The organism is Pseudomonas sp. 22085, assembly GCF_052045815.1.
Classification (GTDB): domain Bacteria; phylum Pseudomonadota; class Gammaproteobacteria; order Pseudomonadales; family Pseudomonadaceae; genus Aquipseudomonas; species Aquipseudomonas glycinae.
Genome location: NZ_JBQEQA010000016.1, coordinates 105458 through 118873 on the forward strand (window position 1 = coordinate 105458; position 13416 = coordinate 118873).

Here is a 13416-nt window from a genome sequence, read left to right on the forward strand (position 1 = left end):
AGTGGCCAAATGATGTCAATTTGAAAATTCTCGTGCAAAATCGCTTTCTTTGTAGCGGTCGCAATACGGAAAGGCCGCAGAGCATTCAGGAACCAATATGCCTACTCCAACCGGATATTCCTACACCACGTTCACGACGATGACCGGCAACAAGGCACTCGACAGCCTTCTGGCTGGTGACTACTGGACAGGGACGCTGTTTCACAAAAGCGGCACCCCGACCCTGCTGACCTATAGCTTCGTCACCACCAACAACTCCTATTTTGCTCGCGACTACAGCCCTAATAATGAGTATCTGAACGGGTTCACCCTGTCCACGGCTCAGGAAAATGCGGTGACCAGCGCTCTGAGCATGTGGAGCTCCGTTGCCAATCTCCAGTTCACTCGTGTGCAGGAATCCATCTCCAGCGTAGGCGACCTGCGTTTTGGCGGTTATCTGGGCATGGACTCAAAATATGCGGCATGGGCATACTTCCCGGATGAAACCCCGGTAGCAGGCGATGTCTGGATAGGCCCGCAGACCAACGATCCGTCCCCGGTCAAAGGTTCATACGACTATCTGACTTTTGTGCATGAGATCGGCCATGCCCTGGGCCTCAAGCATCCGTTTGAAGCCAGCAGCGATAACCGCACCATCCTCACCCCGGCCCTGGACGATGTCCGGTACACGGTGATGAGCTACAACGACTCCTACTCCTACCAGCCGACCACTCCGATGCTGCTGGACATTCTGGCGATCCAGAAACTGTACGGTGCCAATACCCAATATCAGTCAGGCAACAACTTTTACAACTGGGCTCCAGACCAATCGGTTTTCGAAACCATCTGGGATACCGGCGGCGTCGATGCTATCGACGGCAGCAACCAGCTTCAGGCCGTACGTATCAACCTGAACGAAGGCGCATTCAGCCAGATCGGTAAGGCATTCCTGCAAACCGATACCATGACTTCGTTCAACGAAGGGCTGGCCATTGCCTACGGCACCAAAATCGAAAACGCCTACGGTTCGGCGTTCAATGACACCCTGATCGGCAATGACCTGAGCAACCTGCTCGACGGCATGGCAGGTGCCGACACGATGGACGGCGGCGCAGGCAACGACATCTATGTCGTCGACAACATCGGTGACGTGGTGATCGAGAACGGTACCTCGGCATCGGAAATCGACTCGGTGTACGCATCCATCAGCTACACCCTGACCAACAATGTCGAGAATCTGACTCTGCAAGGCAGCGCCGACCTCAATGGTACCGGCAACGCGCTGAACAACCAGATCTTCGGCAACTCGGGCAACAACATCCTTGATGGCGGCGCGGGTGCAGACATTCTGGTGGGCGGTACCGGCAACGACACCTACATCGTCGACAACGCCGGTGATGTCATCTTCGAAACCAGCACTCTGGCGAGCGAGATCGACAGTGTCCTGGCCTCGGTTTCCTACGTGCTGAGTGCCAATATTGAAAACATCACGCTGACCGGTACCGGCAACACCTTCGCGGTTGGCAACAGCCTGAACAACGTGCTGACCGGCAACGATGGCAACAACGTCCTCGACGGCGGCGCCGGCCTCGACACCATGATCGGTGGCAGAGGCAACGATACCTACAGCCTCGACCAGTTCGGCGAACTGGCACTGGTGCAGGAACTGGCCAATGAAGGTACCGACACCCTGTCCATCACTTTCAATGCCACGCCGCAGACCAGCACCATTGACTTGAATCAGAGCAATCTGAACAACATGGAGAATGTCGCAGTGCTGGGGGCCGGCGTGTTCAACGTGCTTGGCAACAGCCTCGACAACACTCTCATCGGTAATGGCGACAGCAACCTGCTCAACGGTGGCACCGGTGCCGACACCATGATTGGCGGCGCCGGCAACGATATCTATGTGGTGGACAACGTCGGCGACGTAATCATCGAAACCAGCACCCTGGCTTCGGAAATCGACTCAGTGTACTCGACGGTCAGTTACACCCTGGGCGCCAACGTTGAGTACCTCACCCTGCAGGGCAACGCCAACATCAATGGTACCGGCAACAGCCTGGCCAACCTGATCACCGGCAACTCCGGCGACAACATCCTCGATGGCGGCGTCGGTGGTGGCGACGTTCTGGTCGGTGGTGCCGGCAACGACACCTACATCGTCGACAGCATCAATGATGCAATCTTCGAAACCAGCACCGTGGTCGGCGAGATCGACACCGTTCAGTCCTCCGTGGACTGGACACTGGGCGCCAATCTCGAAAATCTTGTGCTCACCGGCATGGGCAACACGTCGGGTAACGGCAACGAGCAGGACAACGTGATCACCGGTAACGCCGGCAACAACATCGTCAATGGCGGCGCCGGGGCCGATACCATGAACGGTGGCGCCGGTAACGACATCTATGTGGTCGACAACATCGGCGACGTGGTCATCGAGAACGGTACCTCGGCATCGGAAATCGACTATGTGTATGCGTCGATCGACTACGCCCTGACCAACAATGTCGAAAACCTGGTCCTGCAAGGCAACGCCAACCTCAATGGTACCGGCAACGCGCTGAACAACCAGATCACCGGCAACGCGGGCAACAACGTCCTCGACGGCGGTGCCGGGGCCGACATCATGATTGGCGGGACCGGCAACGACACCTACATCGTCGACAACGCCGGGGATGTCGTCGTCGAAACCAGCACCCTGGTGTCGGAAATCGACACCGTTCTCTCGTCGATCAGCTACACCCTGGGTGCCAATGTCGAGTACCTCACCCTGCAGGGCACCGCCAACATCAACGGTACCGGCAACAACCTGGGCAACCTGATTACCGGCAACTCCGGCGACAATATCCTCGACGGCGGCGTCGGCGGCGGCGACGTTCTGGTCGGCGGGGCCGGCAACGACACCTACATCGTCGACAGCATCAATGATGCAATCTTCGAAACCAGCACCGTGGTCGGCGAGATCGACACCGTCCAGTCTTCCGTGGACTGGACGCTGGGCGCCAACCTCGAAAATCTCGTGCTCACCGGCACCGGCAACACTTCGGGCACCGGCAACGAGCGGGACAACATGATCACCGGTAACGCCGGCAACAACGTCATCAACGGCGGCGCCGGCGCCGACACCATGAACGGTGGTGCCGGCAACGACATCTATGTGGTCGACAACGTCGGTGACGTGGTCATCGAGAACGGCACTTCGGCATCGGAAATCGATTATGTGTACGCGTCGATCAACTACACCCTGACCAATAATGTCGAAAACCTGATCCTGCAAAGCAGCGCCAACCTCAACGGTACCGGCAACGCACTGAACAACCAGATCACCGGCAACTCGGGCAACAACGTCCTCGACGGCGGTGCCGGGGCCGACATCCTGATTGGCGGGACAGGCAACGACACCTACATCGTCGACAACGCCGGGGATGTCGTCGTCGAAACCAGCACCCTGGCGAGCGAGATCGACAGTGTCCTGGCCTCGGTTTCCTATGTGCTGGGCGCCAACATTGAAAACATCACGCTGACCGGTACCGGCAACACCTTCGCGGTCGGCAACAGCCTGAACAACGTGCTGACCGGCAACGATGGCAACAACGTTCTTGACGGCGGCGCCGGCCTCGACACCATGATCGGTGGCAAGGGCAACGATACCTACAGCCTCGACCAGTTCGGCGAACTGGCACTGGTGCAGGAACTGGCCAATGAAGGTACCGACACCCTGTCCATCACCTTCAATGCCACGGCGCAGACTAATACCATTGACCTGAATCAGAGCAATCTGAACAACATGGAGAACGTCGCAGTGCTGGGGGCCGGCGTATTCACCGTGCTTGGCAACAGCCTCGACAACACCCTGATCGGCAACGCCGACAGCAACCTCCTCAACGGAGGCACCGGAGCCGACACAATGGTTGGCGGCGCCGGCAACGATATCTATGTGGTGGACAACGTCGGTGACGTGATCATCGAAACCAGCACACTGGCTTCGGAAATCGACTCGGTCTACTCGACAGTCAGTTACACCCTGGGCGCCAACGTCGAGTACCTCACCCTGCAGGGCACCGCCAACATCAACGGTACCGGCAACAGCCTGGCCAACCTGATTACCGGCAACTCCGGCGACAACATCCTCGATGGCGGCGTCGGTGGCGGCGACGTTCTGGTCGGTGGTGCCGGCAACGACACCTACATCGTCGACAGCATCAATGATGCAATCTTCGAAACCAGCACCGTGGTCGGCGAGATCGACACCGTTCAGTCCTCCGTGGACTGGACACTGGGCGCCAATCTCGAAAATCTCGTGCTCACCGGCATGGGCAACACGTCGGGTAACGGCAACGAGCTGAACAACGTGATCACCGGTAACGCCGGCAACAACATCATCAATGGCGGCGCCGGCGCCGACACCATGAACGGTGGTGCCGGCAACGACATCTATGTGGTCGACAACGTCGGTGACGTGGTCATCGAGAACGGCACTTCGGCATCGGAAATCGATTATGTGTACGCGTCGGTCGATTACACCCTGACCAACAATGTCGAAAACCTGATCCTGCAAGGCAGCGCCAACTTGCACGGTACCGGCAACGCACTGAACAACCAGATCACCGGCAACTCGGGCAACAACGTCCTCGACGGCGGTGCCGGGGCCGACATCCTCACGGGTGGCGCGGGGGCCGACACGTTCGTGTTTGCGGCGGTCAATCAAATGGGCATCGGAGCCAACCGTGACGTCATCACTGACTTCAACAGCCTGCAGGGAGACAAGATCGACCTGACTCAGTTTGATGCCAACTTGCTGACTGCCGGTTTCAACGGGTTCAGCTTTATCGGTGCTGCCGATTTCACCGGAGCAGGTCAACTGCGCTTCATCGACCACGTACTATCGGGCAACGTCAGTGGCAACGCTGGTGCAGACTTTGAAATCCAGCTGGTGGGCGTAAACGACTTCAACACCAACGATCTGGTCGCCTGATACAACGTTTTCCCCCCGGCCCGCTCGCGGGTCATACAACAAAAACGCCTCGATTGATTCGGGGCGTTTTTGTTTGCCTTGATCGAGCCCGAAGTCTCAGCTCAAAACTCCGAGTTCTTTGGCCCGCGCCACCGCCTGTGTCCGGCGCTCCACTCCCAGCTTGCTGTTGATATGGCTGGCATGGGTTTTAACCGTGTGCAGCGAGATGAACAACTGATCGCTGATTTCCTGATTCGAGCAACCCCGAGCAATCAACCGCAAAACGGCGAGCTCTCGACTGCTGAGCTGTTCAGTGACGGCCGACTCCGCAGTCGAGCGAGCCGGCGTCTGGGGAAAATGCTCGAGCAATTGCTGACCGACAGGTGTCGGTGCGGTCAGAGACAATTGCCCCCGCAGCCAGTCCGCATGTTCTTTGACCAGCGCATCGAAGGGTTGCAGGACCCCGCCGGCCGCCGCTTCCAGCGCCTGACTCAACGCCTTGCGGGCTTCGGGTTCGCGCCCATCCGCCAGCAGCAACGCCACTTTTTGCGTCAACGCCATCACGCTGAGCAGCTGTCGTCCGGTTTGCTGGCCGTTCTCCAGCAGCACGTTCAGCCGACCCTCAGCAAGCATCGGCTGCCCCTGAATGACATCCAGCAGCGCCTGCTGCAATTCGACATGCAACGGCAACTGCGGATGAAACTCCGGCGGAGCCGCAGCACGTTCACCGGTATAGGTCTGGCCCAATCGCGCCAGCCAGGCTTCGGCCAGATCGATGCGCCCTTGGGCCAGCCACAGTTCACATTTGACCAGAGTGATCATCGCCAGGTAGTAGATCGGCGGGACGTCCCAGATGTGCATCAGGCGTTCGGCCTCGGCCAGCTCGGCAAAGGCCTTGGCAAAATCGCCGCTGTTGCCGTCCAGGCGGGCGATCACGCAGTGACCGATCAGCACGCTGATGTCGCGACAGGCCCGCGCTTCAGTCAGGCCTGCCTGCAATCGCACCCTTGCCGCCTGCGGCTGCAACCGCATGGCCAGCAGAAAACCCTCGTACAGCGTCAGTCGCGCACGCACCGCGTACAACCGCTGTACGGACAAGCCGCGCAAGCGCTCCAGCCCTTGGCGCACTTCATCGAGCGCGCGCAGGATTTCGCCCCGTGCCTGCAGGACGCGGGCACGATCGTAATGCGCCAGCGCCTCGAACAATGGATTGCCGACCCGCTGCGCCAGTTCAAGCGACTCGCGGTTCAGGCCCCGTGCACGCCACAGATCACCGTCGGCGATCGCGAGGTTGGACAAGGTCGACAGGCACATCAGGCGCTGGCCGTAGCGCTTGGCCGGCAGGCTTTCCAGTGCCTCGCTGCAGTATTCGATGGTCTGCTCGCGATGGCCCCGCCCACGGGCGATGATGCCCTTGAGCGCCAGCCATTGGGCCAACATCGATTTCTGTGCAGTGGCAGAAGGTGCCGGCAGAAACCGGCTCAGGTGACTGGCGAGTTCTTCGGCCGCGTCGAGCTGACAGGCCAGTCCCAACGCCCAGCTGTACAACACGATCAGGCGAGGGGTGCTGATCAGCAGGCTGTCAGGCAAGTCCATTTTCCAGCGCAGCAGCATGCCGACGTTCTGCTCGGCCAGCAGTTGTTCTTCGGACAGGTTCTGTACCAGATTCGCCGCAACGTCCAGATGCCCTGCACGCAATGCCTGTTCCACCGCTTCATCCAGCAGGCCCTGGGCATTGAACCAGCGGCAAGCGCGCAGGTGCAGCGTGGCCGCCGGTACCAGCGCCCCGGCGACGGGACGACTGCGCAGCAAATCCGAAAACAGATGGTGATAACGATACCAGTGCCCGTGCTCGTCCAACGGCACGAGGAATACCTGATGTGCCAGGAGAAAACGCAGGATCTCGGCACTGTCATGGGATTCGCGCACCGCGTCGCACAGCTCGCTGCAAAAGCGCTCCTGCGGTGCGGTGTCATAAAGGAACGCCTGCACCACGGCGGGCAGGCAGTCGATGACTTCCTCCAGCAGGTATTCACGGATCAGCCCTTCCCCGCCGCTCAACGCTTGAGGCAAGGCCGATTCGGTGCCGGCTTCAGAAATCGCCAGCAGCCAGAATCGCAACCCGGCCACCCAGCCTTCGCTGCGCTGGATCAGGTTTTCCAGCGCCTCGCCACGCAGTGAGCTGCTGTGACGATCGAGCAGTGCCAGGGCTTCATCGTGGGTCAGGCGCAGATCCTGTTCGTGCAGTTCCAGCAACTGGCGCGACAGGCGCAGACGGGCCAGGTGCCAGTCCGGGCGCTGCCGACTGGTGACCATGACCAGCAGACCATCGGGCAAATGGTTGAGGAAAAACTGCAGGCAACGATCAAGCACCGGCCCTTGCGCGAGGTGGTAATCGTCGAGTATGAGCAGCAACGGCGAGGTCGGTAGCAGGTGCAGAGCCAGTTCATCGAGCAAGCCGTCGAGCCATTCCTCGAAGGCGAATGGCTGATGACGCTGGCGCATTTTCAATAAGCCGAGTGCGCGGCTGCCGAGTTCGGGAAAGTAGTCTTGCAGCCCCTCGAGCAAGCGCTCGAGGAAGCGTCCCGGGTCACTGTCGCGAGCGCTCAGGCCCAGCCACAGACTTTGCCAGTGCGCCGGCAAACTCTGACAGAACTCCACCGCCAGCGAACTCTTGCCAAAACCGGCCGGTGCGCTGACCAGCAACAGGCGCCCTCCGAGCCCCGCACTCAGGCGCTCGCACAAACGGGGTCGCAGCACGTAGCCATCGGGTAGCGGCGGGCGAAAAAAACGCCCGTCCAGTGCCGCGACGGCAACGCTTGCGGGACCCGGAAGTGGGGACAGATCAGTCATGGCCGGCTCTTGTTCGTATGGCTGTTGGCGGCGTAGCAGATGTCCGCAGACTAGCCTTAAACGGAGCGGTTATGAAGGTCGTTGCTACAAATGGCTACAAAAAGCCTACGGAAAAACTGATAGCAAAAAAAACGCCCCGAACCAGTCGGGGCGTATTCACGAGGATGCGGCCTCGGTTTACAGCTGCTTAGCGAACACCATCCTGACGCAGGGCAGCCGGGGTGAAGTCGCTGGTGTTGGCGCTGAAACCGAAGTCATACGCCTGCTTCTCTTCGTTCTTCATGCCCAGCGCCAGATAACGACCGGATTGCAGATCGTAGAGGGTTTCCAGGGCATACCACGGCACTTGCTTGTCGTAGTAGTTCTCGGCGTGCGCTTCGGCGACGCGCCACAGTTGGCCACGACCGTCGTAGTGGTCAATGACAGCGGCTTGCCAGGTGTCTTCGTCGATGAAGAAGTCACGCTTGGCGTAGATGTGACGCTGACCTTCCTTCAGGGTCGCGGTCACGTGCCAGACGCGACGCAGTTCATAACGCGCCAGATCCTGGTTGATGTGCCCGGCCTTGATGATGTCGGTGTACTTGAGTTTCGGATCGTCGAGCTTGTAGCTGTCGGAGGCGATGTACATCTCCTGCTTGCCGACCAGTTTCCAGTCGTAGCGATCCGGTGCGCCGTTGAACATGTCCAGGTTGTCGGAGGTACGCAGGCCGTCCGCCGCGGTACCCGGGCCGTCATAGGACACTTGCGGTGCGCGGCGCACACGACGCTGACCGGCGTTGTAGACCCACGCCGAACGCGGTTCCTTCACCTGGTCGAGGGTTTCGTGCACCAGCAGCACGCCACCGGCCAGACGTGCCGGCGCGGTCACTTTCTGCTTGAAGTAGAACAGGATGTTGCCCGGGTTCGCCGGATCGTAATCCTTCATCTTGTCGCGGAACACGAACTGGTCCTGGAAGTACACCAGGCTGAACGAGCCGTTCGGTTGCGGCGTGGCCTGGGTCACCAGACGCGTCACGCTGCCGCCGCGATAGCGGGTGATGTGGTTCCAGATCACTTCCACACCGGTTTTCGGAATCGGAAACGGCACGGCGGTATCGAAGTTTTCCAGACCGTTACCGCCCGACACCAGGGTCGTGGTGGTGGCGTTCTTCTTGATGGCTGCGAACACCGCATCCGGCACGGTGGCACCGCGATGGGACGGATAGACCGGCATCTTGAAGGTGTCAGGATAGCGCTGGAACATCGCGTATTGGCCCGGCGCGAGCTTGGCCTTGTACTGATCGACGTTCTGCTTGGTGATGGTGAACAGCGGTTTCTCACTGGCGTACGGATCGGACAGGAAACCTTTGCTGTCGACGGTGCCGGCATTTTTCGGCATCGGTTTCCAGGCCGGGATCGAGCCGTCGGCGTTACCGGCCATTTCGGCGCCCATCGGGGTCAGGCTCTTGCCCAGCTTGTCCGCTTCGGCGGCAGGCACCGCCGCCATGACGCCGGTCGCCAGCAGCGACAGGCTCAGAACACCGGCGTGGAACAGACTCTTTGTTATTTTCATAAATTCGTTCGTCCTGAAATGCAGTGCTTAGAAGTTCACGCCGAGGCTGAGCGCCACGAAATCGCGGTCATCCACGGTGGTGTACTTGCCGTCGAAGAAGTTGGTGTACGCCAGGCTCGCGGTGTAGGTGTTCTGATACTCGGCATCGACGCCCAGGCTGACGGCCTTGCGACCTTCCTCGAAGTTGCCGCCAGGGCCTGGCGAGTAGCCGCTGACGTCGTGGGACCAGGCCACGTTCGGCTTGAGGTTCACACCGGCGAACACATCGTTGTATTCCCAGATCGCACGGCCACGGTAGCCCCAGGACATCGACGTGGTGAAACCGTCGTTGTCGCAATTGCGGCTGCGGTTGTTCTGCGGCGAACCTGGTCCGGCGCCGTTGATGGTGCCGTTGTTGAGGATGTTGACGCAGGTGTTGGTGGTACCGGTGGCTGGCAGCTCGCCCGGGCCATAGACCGGATCGCGGCCATAGCGCTTGTCGGATCGGCTTTCGAGGCCGCCCACGTAAGTCATGCCCACTTCACCCACCAGGGTCAGACGGCTGGCGCCCATGACCTGATCGAAGAAGTGCGTGAAGGTGGTTTGCAGTTGAGTGATTTCCTTGCGCTCGTAGCCATGCAGATCCTGGCCCGGCACGCCATTGAGCAGCGATGCATTGGCGTAAGGGCCACCCAGCGGACGCACACCGGCGAACAGGATGTCGGTGGAGTTAAGTTGCACGGGTGCATTCGGGCGATAGCTGATCTCACCGCTCCACGCCGTACCGGTAGGCAAGGTGGTGGAGAAGCTCAGACCGTAGAGGCGGATGTCTTCAGGGTATTCGACGAAGTATTTCGAGTTGCCCGCGACCAGCAGCGGCCCGAGTGCCTGAAACGGACCTGGCAATGCGGCTACGCCGTTGTAGACCGATTGCGGCGCGCCAGTGGCACTGAAGATCGGCGCACGGCTGTGGTAATTCATGAAGTAGGCACCGAATTCGGTGTCCAGCGGTTCGAACATGTACTTGAGGGACGCGCCCCACTGGCCGCTGTCGCGCGCATCGCGATCGGCGCCGCGCGGCACCAGCACACCTTCTTCATTGACGTTGACGCCGTTGGCCGCCAATGGCCCCAGGGCAATGGCCGGGATCTGCGAGCGCTTGTTGAGTACGCGCAAGTTGTCGGTGCAGCCGTCGGCAATAATGTCCGGCTGGGAGAAGAACGTGCCGCAGTTGTCGACGACGGTCTGGTCCCACTCCAGCTGATAGAAGGCTTCGGCCGACAGGTTGTCGGTCAGGCTCTGGGACACGTAGAACATGTTGACCGGGATCAGGCCTTCCTTGATCTCGGCGCCTGGGCGACGGAACGCGGAAACGTCGATCGGGTTGATCGAGTTGATGCCGCCACCGATGAAGGTACTTTCACCCCAGCTCACCACCTGTTTGCCCAGACGCACGGAGCCCGGCTGATCGGCGATCGCGTAGTTGTGGTAGACGAAGGCATCGAGGATCTGGCCGCCGGCAGACTTGGCGCCTTCCTTGCGGTTGCTGTCGCTGATGTCCTTGAACTCGCGGCTCTCGTCTTTCAGTTCGAAGTCGTACCAGTACTTGCCACGGACGAACACGCCGGTGTCGCCGTATTTCAGTTCAAGGTCATGGATGCCCTTGAAGATCTTCGAGAAGGTTTCGCCGCTCTTGAAGTTGGCGTGGCCGTCGTCGGAAGTCTGGGACAGACCGTGACCGCCATTGTTGACGCCGATGAGGTTCTTGTTCGGGCTCTGGGTGGACCAACTGGCACCGATCGACAGGGAGGAGTCGAACTGGCCTTCGATTTCACCGACGTTGAAACTGACGCCGAATGCGGGCCCGGCGAGCGAAGAAGCAAGACTGACGGCCAGAGGCAGCTTTGCCCGGCGCCAGAACTGGTTTACTGAGGTCATCGACGCTACTCCATGTGCATTATTGTTATGGCAGTGAGTACTTTTAAAAACGCCTGAAGGACCGGGTGCCAGAGGCTTCCCGAAATCGCTTCAATGTTGCATCGCCCCGTTTGTGCGTGTGCCCCGTTCTTAAAAATCCTTGAGCGGACTATAGCCAGCAGGTGGTACTGCTTGATCCCTCTAAAGTGTGATTTGCAGCTGCCGGCCACTCTGGAACAGTCCTTTCGCCAGTCCGACACATGTCGGCACGGCAAGGATGGCTGAAAATTCGGATTTCACAAGCCAAGCGCTTGCTTGGTGGGTCTGGCGCGCCGTTTTCGGCGCGCCAGCGGACGCTCAAAGCGTCGAGAGGAAGGTGCTGTTGTTGGCCTGCCATTCGGTGATGTCGAGGCGGATGCGCTTCTTGTCGAGCTTGCCGACACTGGTCTTGGGAATTTCAGTAACAAGCGCGATCTGGCTCGGGATCGCCCACTTGCTCAAGTGCCCCAGTTCAACGAACGGCTTGAGGTGTTCCTTGAGCTCGCGCGCCCCTATAACGTGCCCTTCGCGCACCACCAGCAAGGCAAACGGACGCTCGCCCCACTGCGGATCGGCTATCCCCACCACTGCTACTTCACGTACCGCGACGTGTCGACTGATCAGGTCTTCGAGATCCAGCGAAGAGATCCACTCGCCGCCGGTCTTGATCACGTCCTTGATCCGGTCGCGGATATCGATCACACCCATGGCGTCGAGCGTCGCCACATCGCCGGTGTGCAGCCAGCCGCCGGCCCACAGCTCGGCGCCCTTCTGCGGTTCGTTGAAGTAGCCCTCGGTCAGCCACGGTGCGCGCAGCACCAGTTCGCCCTGGGTCTCGCCGTCCGCTGGGAGGAAATTGCCCTCGGTGTCGACGATGGCTGCTTCGACCAATGGCCCCGGCACGCCGGCCTTGATCCGGTAAGTGGTGCGCTCGTCTTCGGTGCCTGCCATCAATTCGTCGTTCAGATGCGCGCACGAAACCAGTGGCCCGGTTTCCGACATGCCGTAAGCGGCCGTCAGTTGAATGCCCTTGCTCTTGGCTGTTTCATACAGTGTGCGATTGAGGGCACTGCCGCCGATGACGATTTTCCAGCCGCCGAAATCGGTGCCCTGCGCGCCTTTGGCATTGAGCACCATCTGCAGGATGGTCGGCACGCAATGTGAGAACGTGACCTTTTCCTTGCGCCACAGCTCGACCAGGAACTCCGGGTCGTAACGCCCCGGATAGACCTGCTTGAGCCCGAGCATGGTCGCCACATACGGCAAGCCCCACGCATGCACATGGAACATCGGGGTGATCGGCATGTACACGTCGTTGGTACCCAGCAGCCGCACACTGTCGATGGCGCCCATGATGGTCGACACGCCCATGGTGTGCAGCACCAGTTGCCGATGGGTGAAATACACACCTTTCGGATTGCCGGTGGTGCCCGTGGTGTAGAACGTGGTGGCGACCGAGTTCTCGTCGAAATCCTGGAAGTCGTACTGGGGACTGGCGGCCGCCAGCAATTGCTCGTATTCGCCGACCAGATTCGGCAGATCGGCGGTTTTTTCCGGAAGATCGGTCAGCAGCAGGGTTTTCTCCACCGTGGTCAGGTGCGGCGCGATGGCCTGATACAGCCCGACGAACTCGCTGTTGACCAGCACGAAGCGGTCCTCGGCGTGGTTCATGGTGTAGAGGATCTGTTCCGGCGACAGACGCACGTTGATGGTGTGAATCACCGCGCCGATCATCGGGATCGCAAACATGCACTCCAGGTAGCGATGGCTGTCCCAGTCCATTACCGCCACGGTGTCACCCGCCTTTACGCCGGCCGCCGTCAGCACGTTGGCCAACCGCGCAACACGCTCGATCAGGGTCGGGTAGCTGTAGCGCAGCTGGTCACGGTAGATGATCTCGCGGGTTTTCTCGTAACGGGCGCCCGACATCAGCAGCCGTTTAATCAGCAGTGGATACTGGTACGCCCCTTCGGCGGGCGGAATAACGCGAGTCTGCAACATAAGAATCCCTTTTCTGACTGCACGGTGTTGGCGTTGGAGTTTCGTACTCTAGAACCGTTATACGTCAGCCAAATCAGCCAAAGGAATGATTTGCAGAGCCGTACAAATGCTAGCTTTGCGCCAGCATTTGCCGGAATCC

General features: G+C 59.9%; 5 protein-coding genes. 1 reads left to right on the top strand and 4 read right to left on the bottom strand.

All coding sequences use genetic code 11. The annotated features are described in order from the left end of the window. The first annotated feature begins 97 nt into the window (after positions 1-97). Entirely contained in the window at positions 98-4957 is a 4860-nt protein-coding gene (locus ACTJK7_RS20240; RefSeq protein WP_108563220.1) for a M10 family metallopeptidase, read from the top strand. Between the two features lie 96 nt (positions 4958-5053). Here the strand turns inward: ACTJK7_RS20240 and ACTJK7_RS20245 are convergent, their stop codons facing one another. From ACTJK7_RS20245 to ACTJK7_RS20260, 4 genes are all read right to left on the bottom strand, one after another. After that, complete coding sequence (locus ACTJK7_RS20245) at positions 5054-7789, bottom strand: LuxR C-terminal-related transcriptional regulator (RefSeq protein WP_108563221.1); 2736 nt, start codon at positions 7787-7789, stop codon at positions 5054-5056. Positions 7790-7976: 187 nt separating this feature from the next. Further along, positions 7977-9341 (bottom strand): DUF1329 domain-containing protein, encoded by a 1365-nt coding sequence (locus ACTJK7_RS20250; RefSeq protein ID WP_064383977.1) that lies wholly within the window; start codon positions 9339-9341, stop codon positions 7977-7979. A 27-nt stretch (positions 9342-9368) separates the two neighbouring features. Continuing rightward, positions 9369-11258 (bottom strand): DUF1302 domain-containing protein, encoded by a 1890-nt coding sequence (locus tag ACTJK7_RS20255; protein ID WP_064383978.1) that lies wholly within the window; start codon positions 11256-11258, stop codon positions 9369-9371. Positions 11259-11594: 336 nt separating this feature from the next. Then, positions 11595-13277, bottom strand: coding sequence for a fatty acid--CoA ligase (locus ACTJK7_RS20260; RefSeq protein WP_064383979.1), 1683 nt, complete (start codon positions 13275-13277; stop codon positions 11595-11597). Between the last annotated feature and the right edge of the window lie 139 nt (positions 13278-13416).

What these genes read in the sequence shown, in the direction of transcription:
- ACTJK7_RS20255 (WP_064383978.1), bottom strand. Translation starts at nt 11,258, where the DNA reads ATGACCTCAGTAAACCAGTTCTGGCGCCGGGCAAAGCTGCCTCTGGCC.
- ACTJK7_RS20240 (WP_108563220.1), top strand. Translation starts at nt 98, where the DNA reads ATGCCTACTCCAACCGGATATTCCTACACCACGTTCACGACGATGACC.
- ACTJK7_RS20250 (WP_064383977.1), bottom strand. Translation starts at nt 9,341, where the DNA reads ATGAAAATAACAAAGAGTCTGTTCCACGCCGGTGTTCTGAGCCTGTCG.
- ACTJK7_RS20260 (WP_064383979.1), bottom strand. Translation starts at nt 13,277, where the DNA reads ATGTTGCAGACTCGCGTTATTCCGCCCGCCGAAGGGGCGTACCAGTAT.
- ACTJK7_RS20245 (WP_108563221.1), bottom strand. Translation starts at nt 7,789, where the DNA reads ATGACTGATCTGTCCCCACTTCCGGGTCCCGCAAGCGTTGCCGTCGCG.